Here is a 15,804-nt window from a genome sequence, read left to right as displayed (position 1 = left end):
GCGCGAAGGCCCGCACAGACAATCTGAAATGAGATTTGCCGTGACCTCGGCCGGTCAACATCACTGGATCGTGTTACAAGACCCAGTCTCAAGGCAGGGCGGCAAAGCCGTCGGCGAAACCCTTGAGGTCGACGGGAATGCCGATGCCCTCTTCCGGCGTCTGGAAAACGATGAAGGTGGCGGACGTACCGGTCTTCAGCGTGTCGAGCAGCGGCTTTTCCAGGATGACCTCGGCATAGCAGCCGTCCTGGAAACAGCGCACGAAATAGGCGCGGCCGATATCCTTGCCGTCGACATTGAGGCCGAGGCCGTTCGGCAACAGCACGCCGAGCGGCGCCAGCACACGCAGGATTTCGGCCTTGTTGTCGGCTGTGCGCAGCACGACGACGGAAAGACCCATTTCCGGACGGTCCTCGGCGACGACGTTCTGCATCATCACGCATTGTTCGGATGTAGCACCGGCGGGCGTATCGCAGATAATCGACCACGCCCCATGCGTTGACTTCACCGTGCCGCTTGGCTGCGCGGCATTGGCCAGGCCGGCGCCGGACAAGCCTATTGCGGCGGCAACAAAGATGACCTTCGCCAAGGTTCTCGAAAGCCAAGGGTTCATGACGGCTCCATTGCGAATCACGGCACTTTAAGCCGCACTAAACCCAAGTAAAGGACGAGACCCCGGCGATCTGCCCCGACACAGGCGACAATGCGCTTTTCAGTGCCAATTTCGCCCTAATTGCGACAGCTCCGCACGCCGCGCGGCTCATTCTACCCGGATGCCGCTCTGGTGATTCGCGGCGAGCCGTCACCGCACGAAGCCAGCGCCGCACTTGCGCGCAAAAATGCCGCACGGGTTCCGGCGCTCCTTTCTTGCGGAGGCAAATAGAGTATGGTTTGAACCAGCCTTGAATTGTCCGGGATTCCCGTCCCGGCCATTGTTCGACATTCTTGCGGTCCGATCGCGAGGAACTGGGAGATGACGAGGGCGATGAGAAAATTCCTGGCAACCGCCAAAATCGTAGCTAGTGCCGCCGCCACATTGTTTGCCGCTGCATCCGCTCATGCAGCCCAGCCCCAACCTTGGGAAACCAGTTTTCAGCCTCCGGCGACCGACATTATGCGGCAGATCGAGTGGTTCGGGAACTACTCGTTCGCGTTCATCATTGTGATCATCGCCTTGGTGCTTTTCCTGATTGCCTACTGCATTTTGCGGTTCCGGGCGAGCGTCAACCCGACGCCGTCGCGCACCAGCCACAACACGCTGATCGAGGTCATCTGGACTGTCGGTCCCGTGGTTATCCTGCTCTGTCTCGCCATTCCCTCGTTCCAACTGCTGACCGCGCAATACACGCCGCCGGAAGAAGCCAAGCTGACCGTCAAGGCGACCGGCAATCAGTGGAACTGGGACTACGAATACCAGGTCGACAACACGCTTTCCTTTAATTCCGCGATCCTTCAGGATGCCGACAGGGCTGCTGCCGGCAAGGAAGATCGCGCCGAGTATCCGCGCCTGCTCGCCGTCGACAATGAGATGGTGGTGCCGGTCAGCACCATGACCCGCGTGCTGGTGACGGCGACCGACGTCATTCACGCCTTTGCCATGCCGTCCTTCGGCATCAAGACCGACGCGGTGCCGGGCCGCATCAACGAGGTCTGGTTCAAGGCCGACAAGGAAGGCCTCTATTACGGCCAGTGCTCGGAACTCTGCGGCAAGGACCACGCCTTCATGCCGATCGCCATTCGCGTCGTCTCCGATGCACAATACAAGACCTGGCTGGCGGCAGCCAAAACCGACCTTCCCGGCGCCAACAAGGCGCTGATGGCCGAGGTCGATGGCACGAACAAGGTAGCGGCCGCCGGCAATTGATGCCGCGACCAGAAAAGATTCAGGGAACGGAGCCGACCATGGCGCACGCTGCAGCTCACGACGACCACGACCACAAGCCGTATCATGGCTGGGTCCGGTGGGTGTATTCGACCAACCACAAGGACATCGGCACGCTTTATCTGATCTTCGCGATCATGGCGGGCTGCATCGGTGGCGCCTTGTCGGTCGTCATGCGCATGGAATTGCAGGAGCCGGGCATCCAGATATTCACTGGCCTGGCGCAGATGGTCTACGGCATGAATGGCGACGCCGCCATCGACGGGGGCAAGAGCATGTACAATGCTTTCACCACCGCGCATGCGCTGATCATGATCTTCTTCATGGTGATGCCGGCGCTGATCGGCGGCTTTGCCAACTGGATGGTGCCGATCATGATCGGCGCGCCGGATATGGCCTTCCCGCGCATGAACAACGTCTCGTTCTGGCTGCTGCCGCCGGCTTTCATCCTGCTGATTTTCTCGGCCTTCGTCCCGAGTGCGCCCGGCGCCTACGGCGTCGGCGGCGGCTGGACGCTTTATCCGCCGCTGTCGACATCGGGCCAGCCCGGACCGGCCATGGACCTGGCGATCCTGTCAATCCACATCGCCGGCGCCTCCTCGATTCTTGGCGCTATCAACTTCATCACCACCATCTTCAACATGCGCGCGCCCGGCATGACCATGCACAAGATGCCGCTTTTCGCCTGGTCTGTGCTGATTACCGCCTTCCTGCTGCTGCTGTCGCTTCCGGTGTTGGCCGGCGGCATCACCATGCTCTTGACCGACCGCAATTTCGGCACCACCTTCTTCGCCCCGGACGGTGGCGGTGATCCGATCCTGTTCCAGCACCTGTTCTGGTTCTTCGGCCATCCGGAGGTCTACATTCTGATCCTGCCGGGTTTCGGTATCATCAGCCATATCATCTCGACCTTTTCGAGGAAGCCGGTGTTTGGCTATCTCGGCATGGCCTATGCGATGGTTGCCATCGGCGCGGTGGGCTTCATCGTCTGGGCCCACCACATGTACACGACGGGCCTATCGCTCGACACCCAGCGCTATTTCGTCTTCGCCACCATGGTCATCGCGGTGCCGACGGGTGTGAAGATCTTCTCGTGGATCGCCACTATGTGGGGCGGGTCGATTTCGCTCAAGACCCCGATGCTGTGGGCGATCGGCTTCATCTTCCTGTTCACTGTTGGCGGCGTCACCGGTGTGCAGTTGGCCAATGCCGGCCTCGACCGCCCGCTGCACGATACCTATTTCGTGGTCGCGCACTTCCACTACGTGCTGTCGCTGGGCGCGGTCTTCGCGATCTTCGCCGGCTGGTACTACTGGTTCCCGAAAATGACCGGCTACATGTATTCGCCCGTGATCGCCAACACCCACTTCTGGGTCACTTTCGTCGGCGTCAACCTGGTCTTTTTCCCGCAGCACTTCCTCGGTCTTTCCGGTATGCCGCGTCGCTATATCGACTATCCGGATGCCTTCGCCGGCTGGAATATGGTGTCGTCCTACGGCTCGTACATCTCGGCTATCGGCGTCGTCATCTTCCTGTTCGGCGTCTTCGAGGCGTTCCAGAAGAAGCGGGTCGCCGGCGCCAATCCTTGGGGCGAGGGTGCGACCACGCTGGAATGGCAGCTGCCTTCGCCGCCGCCGTTCCACCAGTGGGAACAGTTGCCGAAGATCAAGTAGGCGGTTGCCTCCTTTAATACGGAACCGCCGGCCGACCGGCGGTTTTGGCCAACGGAATGATGGACTTTAAGTACGCATGGCCCTTGCCGAAGACAGACTGATTGACGAGCCGGGCTTCCGCATGTCGGAAGCGACAGCGGGCGATTTCTTCGCCCTGCTGAAGCCGCGCGTCATGTCGCTGGTGGTGTTCACTGCGTTTGTCGGCATGGTCGCCGCTCCGGTGACCATCAATCCGCTGCTGGCGGTGATCGCGATCCTAGCTATTGCCATCGGCGCCGGCGCCTCCGGTGCGCTCAACATGTGGTATGACGCAGACATCGATGCGGTGATGACGCGCACCGCCGGCCGTCCCGTGCCGGCCGGCCGTATCCGGCCAGGCGAGGCATTGAGTTTCGGCCTGGTGCTGTCGGTTCTGTCGGTGATGACGCTCGGCGTGCTGGTCAACTGGTTGGCAGCATCGCTTCTGGCCTTCACCATCTTTTTCTATGCCGTCATCTATACGATGTGGCTGAAGCGCTGGACGCCGCAGAACATCGTCATCGGCGGGGCTGCCGGTGCCATTCCGCCGGTCATAGGCTGGGCGGCGGTAACCGGATCGGTCAGCCTCGAAAGCTTGGTGCTGTTCCTGGTCATCTTCCTGTGGACGCCGCCACATTTCTGGGCGCTCGCGCTGTTCAAGTCGGAGGACTACGCCAAGGCAGGCATTCCGATGATGCCGAATGTCGCCGGCCAGGCCTCGACCAGACGCCAGATCTTTGCCTATGCGCTGGTCCTCGCGCCGGTTGGCGTGCTGCCCTGGGTTCTCGGGTTCACCACGCCGGTCTATGGCATCGTTGCATTGCTGCTCGGCGCCGGCTTCGTCTGGTATGCGTGGAGGGTGCTGCAAATGGCCGATGACGACCGGGCGATGAAGCCGGCCAAGGCCTTGTTCGGCTATTCGCTGCTCTATCTCTTCGCCATCTTCGCCGCCTACCTTGGCGATTGTGTCGTCGCGCGCGCGCTGACCATTGGTGGAGCATGAGCATGGCCGAAAAGAAGCTTGAACTGGTCACGTTGACCGAACGTCAGCAGAAGGCCCGCCGCAATCGCTCGGCCGCAATCGGTTTCGCGCTGGCGGCGCTGGTCGTCATATTCTACGTCGCGACCATCGTGAAATTTGGTCACAGTTTCCCCGGCTCGATGTGAGCTTAACATGACCAGGCAAACAGTCACCGATCCTAAGAAGAAGAATACGAACCGCGTCGTCGCCGGCGTCTGCATCGCGTTCTTCGGCGGCATGATCGGCATGGCCTACGCCGCGGTGCCGCTCTACGCGATGTTCTGCCAGGCGACAGGCTACGGCGGCACCGTCAAACGGGCGACCCAGCAATATGCCGATCGGGTGCTCGATCGCGACATCACCATCCGCTTCGACGCCAACACCGCCGGCGTTCCCTGGCAATTCCAGCCGGTCGCTCGCTCGATCACCATCAAGATCGGCGAAACCGCCGAGGCGCATTTCAGCGCGACCAACAAATTCAGCCGTCCCATCACTGGACGCGCCACCTTCAACGTGCAGCCGGAACTGGCCGGACCTTACTTCAACAAGGTCGAGTGTTTCTGCTTCACCGACACGACGCTGAAGCCGGGCGAGACACTGGACATGCCGGTCGTCTTCTATGTCGATCCCGACATCGTCAACGCGCCGGAATTGAAGGATCTGACGACGATTACCCTGTCCTACACGATGTTCCCGGTCGACAAGACCAAGCCGGTCGCATCATCGGTGCCGGCCGACGGCCGCCGCAACAAGATTTCAGATACCGAAGCAAGCCTCGGGGGTTGATATGGCAGACGCACACGCAAAACCACAACATGACTACCACCTCGTCGACCCGAGCCCGTGGCCGTTCCTGGGCTCCGTCGGGGCGCTGGTGACCGCGTTCGGCGGCGTCTGTTACATGCAATACCTCAAGGGCGGCGATTTCCCGATCTTCGGTTTCAATGTCGCCAATCCATGGCTGTTCTTCATCGGCCTGCTGATCGTCATCTACACGATGTTCGCCTGGTGGTCGGATACGATCAAGGAGGCGCATGAGGGACACCACACCCGTGTCGTGTCGCTGCATCTGCGCTACGGCATGATCATGTTCATCGCCTCCGAGGTGATGTTCTTCGTCGCCTGGTTCTGGGCCTTCTTCGACGCCAGCCTGTTTCCGGGCGAGGTCCATCAATACGCCCGTACTGCCTTCACCGGCGGCGTCTGGCCACCCAAGGGCCTCGAAGTTCTCGACCCTTTCCATCTGCCGCTCTACAACACCGTCATCCTGCTTCTGTCGGGTACCACGGTGACCTGGGCGCACCACTCGCTCATCCACGGCGACCGCAAGGGCCTGATCAATGGCTTGGTGCTGACCGTCGGCCTCGGCATGCTGTTCACGATGGTGCAGGCCTACGAGTACATGCACGCGCCGTTCGGCTTCAGGGATTCGATCTACGGCGCCACCTTCTTCATGGCGACCGGCTTCCATGGTTTCCACGTCATCATCGGCACGATCTTCCTGTTGGTCTGCCTGATCCGCGCCATAAAGGGCGATTTCACGCCCAAGCAGCATTTCGGCTTCGAGGCCGCCGCCTGGTACTGGCACTTCGTGGACGTGGTGTGGCTGTTCCTGTTTGCCTCGATCTACGTCTGGGCATCGAACGGCGCGATGATCGAACCGCACTGAGATCGAACTGAGGAAATCGACAAGGCGGCTGCGGCGACGTGGCCGCCTTATCTTTTGCGGCAAATGCTCCTAGGATGATCCCATGAGCGACGACAAGGCGATCTGGCCACCAATCGATCCGATCTCGGCCGGCTTGCATGGCCGCTGCCCCCGCTGTGGCGAGGGCAAGCTGTTCTCCGGGTTCCTCACGGTCGGCAATCGCTGCAGCAATTGCGGCCTCGATTATTCTTTCGCCGATGCTGGTGACGGGCCGGCGGTGTTCGTTATCCTGATCATCGGCTTCATCGTCGTCGGCCTGGCGTTGTGGATGGAGGTGACGCTCAATCCACCGCTTTGGCTGCATCTGCTGCTGTGGATTCCGCTGACGCTGGTGCTTTGCCTGGCGGCGCTCCGGCTGATCAAGGGCGTGCTGCTGACGCTGCAATACCGCAACAAGGCGGCCGAGGGCCGGCTGGACCGCGGCGAATGAGCGAGGCATCAGGTTCGGTGGCCGGCCGGTCGCGGCCCAAGCGCGCATTGGCGCTCGGCCTGGGTATCGTCGTGTTTTTGATCCTGCTGGCGCTCGGCACCTGGCAGGTTCAGCGCCTGCACTGGAAAGAGGGCCTTCTCCAGACGATCGACCAGCGCACGCATTCGGCGCCCGTGCCATTGGCCGAGGTCGAAAAGCGGTTTGCTGCCGCCGGCGACGTGGACTACACGCCGGTGATAGTGACCGGCACTTTCCTGCATCAAGACGAGCGGCATTTCCTCGCCACCTGGGAAGGCCAGTCCGGTTTCGACGTTTTCACGCCGCTGCAGCTCGACGATGGCCGTTTCGTGCTGATCAACCGCGGCTTCGTGGCCTACGATTTCAAGGATCCAGCCAAGCGGCCGCAGGGGCAGGTAACGGGCAAAGTGACGGTGACGGGGCTCGCCCGCAACCCGCTGCCGGCCAAGCCCTCGATGATGCTTCCCGACAATGACCCGCAGAAGAACATCTTCTACTGGAAGGACCGTGACGCGATGGCCTCGAGCGCCGGCCTGCCGACAGGTGCGGCGCTGGTGCCGATCTTCATCGATGCGAACGCCACGCCCAACCCCGGCGGGCTGCCGGTTGGCGGTGTCACCGTCATCGACCTGCCGAACAGCCATCTGCAATATGCGATAACCTGGTACGGCCTTGCCGCCGCCCTTGCCGGCGTCCTGATCTCCTGGCTCCGCCGCCCGGCGAAAGACCAATGATCGCCGCCACTACCCTTGACAGGGCAGGGCCGCGCACCTCATTTCGCGCCTTGAGCTCAGAAGTCATAGTCCGATCAACCGGCCCACAATCAGCGTAAGATGCAATCATGCTTCACACAAAGCCGCCGCTGACCATCCGGCTCTGCCAGCCCCGCGGTTTCTGTGCGGGCGTTGACCGTGCCATCCAGATCGTCGTGCTGGCGCTGAAGAAATACGGCGCGCCGGTCTATGTCCGCCACGAGATCGTGCACAACCGCTACGTCGTCGAAGGGCTGCAAAGCCTTGGCGCGGTGTTCATCGAGGAGCTCTCCGAGATCCCGCCCGAGCATCGCCAGAGCCCGGTCGTCTTTTCGGCGCATGGCGTGCCGAAATCGGTGCCGGCCGACGCCCAGTCCCGCAACCTGTTCTATCTCGACGCGACTTGCCCGCTGGTCTCGAAAGTCCACAAGCAGGCGATGCGCCATCAGCGGCTTGGCCGCCACGTGCTCTTGATCGGCCATGCCGGGCATCCGGAGGTGATCGGCACAATGGGCCAGTTGCCGGACGGCGCGGTAACTCTGATCGAGACCGAGGCCGACGCCGCAAGCTTCGTGCCCGCAGACCCACAAGCGCTCGGCTTCGTCACCCAGACGACGCTGTCGGTCGAGGATACCGCCGGTATCATCCGCGCCCTGCAGCAGCGTTTTCCCGAGCTGCACGCGCCGGCGGCGGAATCGATCTGTTATGCCACCACCAATCGCCAGGAAGCGGTCAAGGAAACAGCGGCCGGCGCCGATCTCTTCCTGGTTGTCGGCGCACCTAACTCGTCCAACTCGCGGCGCCTGGTCGAAGTGGCCGAGCGCGCCGGCGCCTCGATGTCGCTTCTCGTGCAGCGCGCCTCCGAAATTCCGTGGAATGAGATTGCCGGCATTTCGACGCTCGGCCTGTCGGCGGGCGCCTCGGCGCCGGAGATCATCGTCGACGAGATCGTCGATGCGTTCAGGCAGCGCTTCGACGTGACCATCGAGCTGGCCGTGACGGCGACGGAGACGGAGGACTTTCCGGTGATGCGGGTGTTGCGCGATGTCGAACTGACGGCTGCCGACATGGCCTTCGTCAACGGGGCCGCGTAGCAACGATGGCGGTTTACACCGACGTCAACGAGGGCGAGCTCGGCGCATTCCTCAGGAACTATCCGGTCGGCGACCTCTTGTCCTACAAGGGCATCGCCGAAGGCACCGAAAACTCGAATTTTCTGCTGCACACCAGCAGCGGCTCCTACATCCTGACGCTTTACGAGAAGCGCGTCGACAAGGCTGACCTGCCGTTCTTTCTCGGCCTCATGGCCCACCTCGCCAGAAAGGGCATTTCATGTCCGCTCCCGGTCACCGCACATGATGGCGGCGTGATCGGAACACTTGCCGGCCGGCCGGCGGTCATCATCACCTTTCTCGAAGGCCTGTCGCTGCGGCGGCCGACGGCTGCACATTGCGGCGAGGTCGGCAAGGCGCTGGCGGCACTGCATCTCGCCGGCGCGGATTTTCCGATGACCCGCCCCAACGCCCTTGCCATCGATGGCTGGCGCAAGCTGTGGAATGCCGCCCGCGCCCGCGCCGACGAGGTCGAGCCGGGACTGGCGGCCGAGGTCGATGCCGATTTCGCCGATTTCGAGCGGAACTGGCCGAACGGTCTGCCGCAAGGCATCATCCATGCTGATCTTTTCCCGGACAATGTGTTTTTCCTCGGCGAGAAACTGTCCGGGCTGATCGACTTCTATTTCGCCTGCAACGACCTCTATGCCTATGACGTTGCCACGTGCCTGAACGCCTGGTGCTTCGAGAAGGATTTTTCCTTCAATCTGACCAAGGGCACGGCGCTGCTTGCCGGCTACCAAAGCGTGCGGCCGTTGAGCAGTGACGAGAAAGCTGCGCTGCCGATGCTGGCGCGCGGTTCGGCGCTGCGCTTCATGCTGACCCGGCTCTACGACTGGCTGACGGTCCCGGACGGCGGCCTGGTGATGAAACGCCACCCGACCGAGTATATCCGCCGGATGCGCTTCCACCGGGCGATCAACTCTCCTTCCGAATATGGACTGACATGACCAAGCGCGTTGAAATCTTCACCGATGGTGCCTGTTCGGGCAATCCCGGGCCTGGCGGCTGGGGCGCAATCCTGCGCTTCAACGGCGCAATCAAGGAGCTCCATGGTGGCGAGGCTCTGACCACCAACAACCGCATGGAGTTGTTGGCGGCCATCTCGGCGCTCAATGCGCTCAAGGAGCCTTGCGTCGTCGATCTTTATACCGACAGCAACTACGTCAAGGACGGCATTTTCGGCTGGATCGACGGCTGGAAGCGCAACGGCTGGAAGACGGCCGCCAGGCAGCCGGTGAAGAATGCCGAGCTGTGGCAGCAGCTCGACGCTGCGCGCAACCGCCACCAGGTCACCTGGCATTGGGTCAAGGGCCACGCCGGCCATCCCGAGAACGAGCGCGCCGACGAATTGGCGCGGCTCGGCATGGCGCCATTCAAGACGAAGTCGGCGAAACCCGTGCTCGCGTCCGTGCCGCCGGAGGAAGGCACCCACTCCAGGCAATCGGCGGCCAAGAAGGTTCGGCGCTCGACCCAGAGTTATTGATCCGGTTGAACTGGCGTGTCAGCGGATCAGAAGAGCGGTGCCGAACAGTCCGATGGCAAACACCGTATGCGACACAAGATTGAGGGCGCGGACCTGCATCGGATTGGGCCGCTTCGAAGCGGCCCAGCCGGCGCCCATGCCGGGCGCCAGCAGAAACCACCCGGCGCCGACGGTGACGATGCCGAGCATAAAAGCCGGCAGGAAGGTCGGCGCGGTGAGCCAGGCCGTTCCGGCCAGCACGACCAGTATGACGCCGTAGACGATGCCGACAGCATAATGAAAGGCCCAGCCAAGTACTGATTCATGCGGGTAGGGCGAGGCCTCGCCAATGTCGTCATGGAAGACCTTGCCTTCCCTGAGATGCCAGACCCAGCGGCCGACCAGCCCCCAGTTCGGCCGCGGCTGAGCAAACGCCTTGTTCAGGAAAATCGCCCAGACATCCATAAGCGCGGTTGCGCCGATGCCGATCGCGACGCTGCGCCAGACGATGTCAGACATAATCGAGGTCCCCAGAAGCAAGCAGTCCCGAAGGGCCGACGCATGGTCCCGAAAAACCGGGTCGGCTTTCGGAAGGATCATGCGCCGATGCAAAAGTCAGCGTCCTTTGGACGTTGAGCGCTCGAAGGCGCCCTTTGCCGTGCCTGGCCTAGGCTGTCGCCAGGACGGAAAGCTGTCCGAGAATGTGAGCCGCACCGGATTCGTCGACGCCGGGCTTTGTCTCGACATTGAGTGCGGTGACCTTGCCGTCATCGACGATCATCGAAAAACGCTTCGAGCGTAGCCCCATGCCGCCGCTGGAGAGGTCGGCGTCGAGGCCGACGGATTTGGCGAAATCGCCATTGCCATCGGCAAGATAAAGGATTTTGCCTTCACCGCCGCTGAAGCGGGCCCAGGCCCCCATAACGTGAACATCGTTGACCGAGACAACGGCGATAGTGTCGACGCCGCGCGCCAGGATGGCGTCGTAATTGTCCAGGTAGCCGGGCAGATGATTGTTGCTGCAGGTCGGCGTGAAGGCGCCTGGAACGCCAAACAGCACGACCTTCTTTCCTGAGAATATCTCGCCCGTCGTTATCGGCTTTGCACCGTCGGCGGTCATTGTCTTGAAGGTCGCATCGGGCAGTTTGTCGCCAACGGAGATCGTCATGATGGTCCTCGCTTGGAAATGGAAGGGAGTGTCCTTGCGATAGCGAATTAAGGCGCGCCCGGCAACCGTCCAGACGTTGGCATCACGGGAATGGCAACAGGCCTTCGACCGCGCCTGCGGCACTTGTCAGTGTGTAGTGCAGGCCGCCATCGGTTGGCGTTGTCGACGGCCTGTCGAGGATCGGCACAGTAAAGATCAGCTTGCCATCCTTTTCGCTGCGTGCCGGGGCACCGAACATGTAGTCGCGTTCGCCGGCAACGAAGAAGTCGGCGCCCTCGGGGCTGCCCGGAAAGCTCGCTTCGACAATCAGCGTTTCGTGGTCGCCCGGCAGTACGTTTATGCCGAAATCGGGCGTTGCCGTGGCGGGCAGGGTGGCAAGGCCTGCCTTGACCAGTGCCGCGTCCTCGGCGTTGTCCGGATCGGCGCCGGGATCGACGGTCAGCCTTGTCTGCACCGGGATGCAGATGGTTTCGCAGATGCCGAGGAAAATGTCCGCATCGATGACGGCCGGCTGGCCGGGCGCGGCAAGCGTGAACGTCACCGGCAACGAAACGGGGTGGTCGTAGCCGGCCCATTTGCCGTAGCCGTCGTCGTGGCGCTGCGGCGGCGGAAACGAAAGCGTCGCGTCGGCAATGTTGGTGCTGGCCGAGACGTCGATCTGTGGCGGCACGCCCGCATCGCCCGGATCGCGCCAATAGGTCTTCCAGCCGGGCTTCAGCGCAATGTCGAGGACGCCCTGGAGACGCCCGGCCTCATCGGCCTTGCCGCTCGTCACCAGCCGCACCCTGCCGCCTTCGCTGTTGTACCAGGCCGATGAGGAGGCTGAGGCGGGGAGGCCGGTCGCCGATCCAATGGCTACGCCAAGCAGCAGGATTTTCAAGCTTTGCATGGCAATGATTTGATCGTCTGTTGATGGCCGCACAATGATTTCATGACGCCGCCGGCATCATATTTGCGTGACCTTCGATTTACGAGCCTGATCAAATCGGGCGCCGCCCATCTTTTCGACGCCCCGGAAACGCGTTACGCTGTGGCCATGGATTTGTTGCGCCATAAAAGGACGGCCGCAGGACCCGGCTTTCTCGACGATCAGTTCCTGATTGCCATGCCCGGCATGAAGGATGACCGCTTCACGCGCTCTGTCATCTACATTTGCGCGCACAGCGACGAAGGCGCGATGGGGCTGATCATCAACCAGACGCAGCAGATGCTGTTTCCGGACCTGCTCGTGCAACTCGGCATCATGAACGAGCTGGAGGCAATTCGCCTGCCGCCACCGGCGCGCGACTTCGTCGTGCGCAATGGCGGACCGGTGGATCGTAGCCGCGGCTTCGTTCTGCATTCGGGCGACTACCGGGTGGAATCCTCGCTCGCCGTGTCCGACGATGTCTGTCTGACCGCGACCGTCGACATATTGCGCGCCATCTCCTCCGGCCGCGGACCCCGGCGGGCTCTGATGGCGCTTGGCTATGCCGGCTGGGGTGCGGGCCAGCTTGAAAACGAGATCGTCGAGAATGGCTGGCTGACTTGCCCGGCAAGTGCCGAGCTTCTGTTCGACGCCGACATCGATCGCAAATATGACCGGATCCTCGCCTCGATCGGCATTGATCTCGCGCATCTCAGCCTGGCTGCCGGTCACGCCTGAACCTCATTACGTCCTGAAACTTGTCACGCTTGGGTCAACGGATACTGTTCCTTCAGCGTCTTCAGCACCTGGTCGCCCGGCATCGGCGCGCCGAACATGAAGCTCTGCACGTACTCGCAGCCCATCTGCCGCAACTCCAGCGCATCGCTCTCGTCCGAAATGCCTTCGGCGACAACCGACAGGCCGAGTTCATGCGCCATATTGACCATGGATTTGAGCAGCACCGCACGTTTCGGCGTCGCGTCGTCGACGAAGCTCTTGTCGATCTTGATGGTGTCGAATGGAAAGCGCGTCAGATAGGCCAGCGATGAATAGCCGGTGCCGAAATCATCCAGCGACAGGCCGATGCCAAGCTGCTTCAGCTTGGTCAGCACATGGGCGGTCTGCTCGGGATTGTCCATCACCAGCGATTCGGTGAGTTCGAGCCGGAAGCAGCGCGGTTTCAGGTTGGCTCGCGCGATCACCGAGCGGACGTCGCTGACCAGGTCGCGGCGGATGAGCTGACGGCTGGACAGATTGACCGAGACCGACAGCGGCGCATCGCCGATCTGCTTTTGCCATCCCGCCAGGTCTTCGGCAGCCTGTTGCATGGCGAACAGCCCAAGCTGCACGATCAGGCCACAGTTTTCGGCGACCGGAATGAAATCAGCCGGCGGGATCATGCCGCGACGCGGATGGTCCCAGCGCAGCAGCGCTTCGAAGCCTGCGACGCTGCCGTCCTCCAGCCGCACGATCGGCTGGTAGGCAAGCGTGAATTCGCGTCGTTCGATGGCGCGGCGCAGATCGGACTCGAACTGCAGCCGGTCGGTGCCGACGGTGCGGAAGGCGGGACGGAACGGCTCGATCCGGTCGCCGCCGAAGCGCTTGGCCTGATGCATGGCAAGCTCGGCATCCTTGACCATGTCCTCGGCCGAGGTCTGCGTGGCGGTCCAGGTGATCAGCCCGATCGAGGCCGTCAGCACGATCTCGCGCTTGGCGAAGGTGATCGGGTTGTTGATGGCGTGCTTGATGGCATCGGCAATGGCCGCGATGCGGGCCGGATCCTGCTCCGACAAAAGCATCAGCGCGAACTGGTCGCCGGCAAAGCGCGACAGCGAATCCTTCGGCTTGAGCAGTCGGTGCAGCCGCCGCGCGATAGTCAAAAGGATGGTATCGCCGGCCGAGATGCCGAGCCCGTCATTGACCTGCTTGAAGCGGTCTATGTCGATGACGAAGACGGTCGGGCGCACCTTCTCTTCGGTGCGGGCGATCGAAATGATCGCCTCCAGCCGGTTCATGAACAACTCGCGGTTGGGCAGGCCGGTCAGATTGTCGTGCACGGCGTCATGCAGCAGCCGTTCCTCGGACTTCTTCTGCTCCGTCACGTCGACCATGGTGCCGACGCAGCGGATGACCTCGCCGTCCGAGCCGATCACCGGCCGGGCGCGCAGCGAAAACCAGTGATAGTGCCCGTCGGCGCCGCGCAGGCGGAAGTTTTGCGACACCCGGCCGCGCCGGTGCTCGAGCACCACGTCGAGTGTCGTGCGAAACGTGTCGCGGTCGTCGGCATGCAGCACCGGCAGCCAGTTGCGGGCGGGCCCGCCGAGACTGTTGGGGGCAAGGCCGAGCTGACTGCTGACGTCGGGACGAGTGACGACGCGGTCGCGCAGCACGTCCCAGTCCCACACGGTATCGCCCGATCCGGCAACCGCCAGCGCCTGCCGCTCGAGATCGGAGAACAGGCCCTGATGCAGGGCGCCGCCGGCAAAAGCGTGCTGCATCACCGTGAAGCCGATCAGCAGGATGATGAGGATCAGCCCGCCGCCCAGCGCCGGCTGGGCGATATCGTTGTCCAGCATGCCGGTGATTGCCATCCACGATCCGCATAGCCACAGCAGAACCATCACCCAACTGGGCACCAGCATGATGGCGCGGTCGTAACCGCGGATACCGAGGAAGATGATCAGGCCGAGCCCGGTCAGCGCGGTGGCGGCGAAGGACAGCCTGGCAATGCCGGCGGCGACCGCCGGATCGATGATGGCGACACCGGCGATCAGCACCAGCCCGAGAATCCAGACCAGCGCGCCGTAGCTGAAATGGCCGTGCCACCGGTTGAGGTTGAGATAGGCAAACAGGAACACCACGAAGGTCGCCGCGAGCGCCACCTCCGTTCCGGCGCGCCACATCTGCTCATTGCCCGGTGAGATCTCTATGATCTTGTTGAGAAAGCCGAAATCGACGCAGATATAGGCAAGCACCGCCCAGGCTAGGGCCGCCGTTGCCGGGAACATCGAGGTCCCCTTGACGACGAAAAGAATGGTCAGGAACAGCGCCAGCAGGCCGGCAATGCCGATGACGATGCCACGAAACAGCGTGTAGGAATTGACCGAGTCCTTGTAGGATTCAGGGTCCCACAGATAGACCTGCGGCAGCTTGGGCGAGGCGAGCTCGGCGATGAAGGTAATCACCGTTCCGGGGTTCAACGTCACCCGGAACACGTCGGCGTCGGGGCTGGTCTGGCGGTCGAGCGCAAAGCCTTCGCTGGGCGTGATCGCGGCGATACGGGTCGAGCCGAGATCCGGCCAGAACAGGCCGGAATTCACCAGCCGGAAATGCGGTGCGACAATCAGCCTGTCGAGCTGCTGGTCGGTGGTATTGGCCAGCGCGAACACCGCCCAGTCACCGCTCGAGCGCGCATCATTTGCCTCGACCTCGATGCGCCGCACGATGCCGTCCGGGCCTGGCGCGGTCGACACCTGAAAATTCTCGCCCTGGTTCCGGTAGATCAAGACGGCCCCCGAAAGATCGAGCGCAACGTCGTCGCGGGCGATCTTGATCGGTTCTACGGCAAAGGCCGAGGACGCCGCGCAGAGCGTGACGATTGCCGCCAGCATAAAGGCAAGCAGCGACCCCTTGCGCAGAAAATTCGTCAA

17 protein-coding genes are annotated in these 15,804 nt (G+C 62.4%); 12 read left to right on the top strand and 5 right to left on the bottom strand.

All coding sequences use genetic code 11. The features are described from left to right. Positions 1-88: 88 nt before the first annotated feature. Positions 89-613 carry an invasion associated locus B family protein gene (locus tag NKI39_RS03710; protein ID WP_352449887.1) on the bottom strand — a complete coding sequence of 175 codons (525 nt, stop codon included), beginning with the start codon at positions 611-613 and terminating at the stop codon, positions 89-91. Between the two features lie 372 nt (positions 614-985). On the opposite strand from NKI39_RS03710, the gene coxB reads away from it, so the two are divergent. The 11 genes from coxB (at position 986) to rnhA (ending at position 10,100) form a co-directional block, all read left to right on the top strand. Further along, positions 986-1,864 carry a cytochrome c oxidase subunit II gene (gene coxB / locus NKI39_RS03705; RefSeq protein ID WP_352830708.1) on the top strand — a complete coding sequence of 293 codons (879 nt, stop codon included), beginning with the start codon at positions 986-988 and terminating at the stop codon, positions 1,862-1,864. A gap of 38 nt (positions 1,865-1,902) precedes the next feature. After that, entirely contained in the window at positions 1,903-3,555 is a 1,653-nt protein-coding gene (gene ctaD / locus NKI39_RS03700; RefSeq protein WP_352470655.1) for a cytochrome c oxidase subunit I, read from the top strand. Positions 3,556-3,631: 76 nt separating this feature from the next. Continuing rightward, positions 3,632-4,576 (top strand): heme o synthase, encoded by a 945-nt coding sequence (locus NKI39_RS03695; protein WP_352470654.1) that lies wholly within the window; start codon positions 3,632-3,634, stop codon positions 4,574-4,576. Continuing rightward, the gene (locus tag NKI39_RS03690; RefSeq protein WP_023674135.1) at positions 4,573-4,740 is read left to right on the top strand and encodes a cytochrome c oxidase system small membrane protein; all 168 of its coding nucleotides are present in this window, start codon (positions 4,573-4,575) and stop codon (positions 4,738-4,740) included. The genes NKI39_RS03695 and NKI39_RS03690 overlap by 4 nt, the downstream gene beginning before the upstream one ends. A 7-nt stretch (positions 4,741-4,747) precedes the next feature. Further along, on the top strand, positions 4,748-5,380 hold the full coding sequence (locus NKI39_RS03685) for a cytochrome c oxidase assembly protein (RefSeq protein ID WP_352593359.1): 633 nt from the start codon (positions 4,748-4,750) through the stop codon (positions 5,378-5,380). 1 nt (position 5,381) lies between these two features. After that, positions 5,382-6,263 (top strand): cytochrome c oxidase subunit 3, encoded by an 882-nt coding sequence (locus NKI39_RS03680; protein ID WP_352449883.1) that lies wholly within the window; start codon positions 5,382-5,384, stop codon positions 6,261-6,263. A gap of 82 nt (positions 6,264-6,345) precedes the next feature. After that, positions 6,346-6,732 (top strand): DUF983 domain-containing protein, encoded by a 387-nt coding sequence (locus NKI39_RS03675; protein ID WP_352449882.1) that lies wholly within the window; start codon positions 6,346-6,348, stop codon positions 6,730-6,732. Continuing rightward, positions 6,729-7,484: an SURF1 family protein gene (locus NKI39_RS03670; protein ID WP_352830706.1), complete on the top strand. Its 756-nt coding sequence runs from the start codon at positions 6,729-6,731 to the stop codon at positions 7,482-7,484. Before NKI39_RS03675 ends, NKI39_RS03670 begins: the two co-directional genes overlap by 4 nt. 107 nt (positions 7,485-7,591) lie before the next feature. After that, entirely contained in the window at positions 7,592-8,596 is a 1,005-nt protein-coding gene (ispH, locus tag NKI39_RS03665) for a 4-hydroxy-3-methylbut-2-enyl diphosphate reductase (protein WP_254818458.1), read from the top strand. Positions 8,597-8,601: 5 nt separating this feature from the next. Beyond that, positions 8,602-9,564 (top strand): homoserine kinase, encoded by a 963-nt coding sequence (locus tag NKI39_RS03660; protein WP_352830705.1) that lies wholly within the window; start codon positions 8,602-8,604, stop codon positions 9,562-9,564. After that, entirely contained in the window at positions 9,561-10,100 is a 540-nt protein-coding gene (rnhA, locus tag NKI39_RS03655) for a ribonuclease HI (RefSeq protein WP_352470651.1), read from the top strand. The genes NKI39_RS03660 and rnhA overlap by 4 nt, the downstream gene beginning before the upstream one ends. An 18-nt stretch (positions 10,101-10,118) precedes the next feature. Here the strand turns inward: rnhA and NKI39_RS03650 are convergent, their stop codons facing one another. From NKI39_RS03650 to NKI39_RS03640, 3 genes are all read right to left on the bottom strand, one after another. Then, positions 10,119-10,598 (bottom strand): DUF2938 domain-containing protein, encoded by a 480-nt coding sequence (locus NKI39_RS03650; RefSeq protein ID WP_352470650.1) that lies wholly within the window; start codon positions 10,596-10,598, stop codon positions 10,119-10,121. A gap of 148 nt (positions 10,599-10,746) precedes the next feature. Next, positions 10,747-11,247, bottom strand: a complete 501-nt coding sequence (locus tag NKI39_RS03645; protein ID WP_352612420.1) for a peroxiredoxin — start codon at positions 11,245-11,247, stop codon at positions 10,747-10,749. An 82-nt stretch (positions 11,248-11,329) separates the two neighbouring features. Beyond that, the gene (locus NKI39_RS03640) at positions 11,330-12,136 is read right to left on the bottom strand and encodes a protein-disulfide reductase DsbD domain-containing protein (protein WP_352456894.1); all 807 of its coding nucleotides are present in this window, start codon (positions 12,134-12,136) and stop codon (positions 11,330-11,332) included. A gap of 147 nt (positions 12,137-12,283) precedes the next feature. On the opposite strand from NKI39_RS03640, the gene NKI39_RS03635 reads away from it, so the two are divergent. Beyond that, on the top strand, positions 12,284-12,892 hold the full coding sequence (locus tag NKI39_RS03635; protein WP_031211061.1) for a YqgE/AlgH family protein: 609 nt from the start codon (positions 12,284-12,286) through the stop codon (positions 12,890-12,892). Between the two features lie 23 nt (positions 12,893-12,915). On the opposite strand, the gene NKI39_RS03630 is transcribed toward NKI39_RS03635, so the two are convergent. Further along, positions 12,916-15,804 carry an EAL domain-containing protein gene (locus NKI39_RS03630; protein ID WP_352612424.1) on the bottom strand — a complete coding sequence of 963 codons (2,889 nt, stop codon included), beginning with the start codon at positions 15,802-15,804 and terminating at the stop codon, positions 12,916-12,918.

The sequence above is a fragment of the Mesorhizobium sp. M0664 genome (assembly GCF_040320565.1).
Taxonomy (GTDB): Bacteria; Pseudomonadota; Alphaproteobacteria; order Rhizobiales; family Rhizobiaceae; genus Mesorhizobium.
The sequence above is the reverse complement of the archived record's forward strand: the minus strand, read 5'-3'. Positions and strand labels throughout refer to the sequence as shown.

What these genes read in the sequence shown, in the direction of transcription:
- NKI39_RS03685 (WP_352593359.1), top strand. Translation starts at nt 4,748, where the DNA reads ATGACCAGGCAAACAGTCACCGATCCTAAGAAGAAGAATACGAACCGC.
- NKI39_RS03645 (WP_352612420.1), bottom strand. Translation starts at nt 11,247, where the DNA reads ATGACGATCTCCGTTGGCGACAAACTGCCCGATGCGACCTTCAAGACA.
- NKI39_RS03670 (WP_352830706.1), top strand. Translation starts at nt 6,729, where the DNA reads ATGAGCGAGGCATCAGGTTCGGTGGCCGGCCGGTCGCGGCCCAAGCGC.
- rnhA (WP_352470651.1), top strand. Translation starts at nt 9,561, where the DNA reads ATGACCAAGCGCGTTGAAATCTTCACCGATGGTGCCTGTTCGGGCAAT.
- NKI39_RS03635 (WP_031211061.1), top strand. Translation starts at nt 12,284, where the DNA reads ATGGATTTGTTGCGCCATAAAAGGACGGCCGCAGGACCCGGCTTTCTC.
- NKI39_RS03680 (WP_352449883.1), top strand. Translation starts at nt 5,382, where the DNA reads ATGGCAGACGCACACGCAAAACCACAACATGACTACCACCTCGTCGAC.
- NKI39_RS03690 (WP_023674135.1), top strand. Translation starts at nt 4,573, where the DNA reads ATGAGCATGGCCGAAAAGAAGCTTGAACTGGTCACGTTGACCGAACGT.
- ctaD (WP_352470655.1), top strand. Translation starts at nt 1,903, where the DNA reads ATGGCGCACGCTGCAGCTCACGACGACCACGACCACAAGCCGTATCAT.
- NKI39_RS03710 (WP_352449887.1), bottom strand. Translation starts at nt 613, where the DNA reads ATGAACCCTTGGCTTTCGAGAACCTTGGCGAAGGTCATCTTTGTTGCC.
- NKI39_RS03675 (WP_352449882.1), top strand. Translation starts at nt 6,346, where the DNA reads ATGAGCGACGACAAGGCGATCTGGCCACCAATCGATCCGATCTCGGCC.
- ispH (WP_254818458.1), top strand. Translation starts at nt 7,592, where the DNA reads ATGCTTCACACAAAGCCGCCGCTGACCATCCGGCTCTGCCAGCCCCGC.
- coxB (WP_352830708.1), top strand. Translation starts at nt 986, where the DNA reads ATGAGAAAATTCCTGGCAACCGCCAAAATCGTAGCTAGTGCCGCCGCC.
- NKI39_RS03650 (WP_352470650.1), bottom strand. Translation starts at nt 10,598, where the DNA reads ATGTCTGACATCGTCTGGCGCAGCGTCGCGATCGGCATCGGCGCAACC.
- NKI39_RS03660 (WP_352830705.1), top strand. Translation starts at nt 8,602, where the DNA reads ATGGCGGTTTACACCGACGTCAACGAGGGCGAGCTCGGCGCATTCCTC.
- NKI39_RS03640 (WP_352456894.1), bottom strand. Translation starts at nt 12,136, where the DNA reads ATGCAAAGCTTGAAAATCCTGCTGCTTGGCGTAGCCATTGGATCGGCG.
- NKI39_RS03695 (WP_352470654.1), top strand. Translation starts at nt 3,632, where the DNA reads ATGGCCCTTGCCGAAGACAGACTGATTGACGAGCCGGGCTTCCGCATG.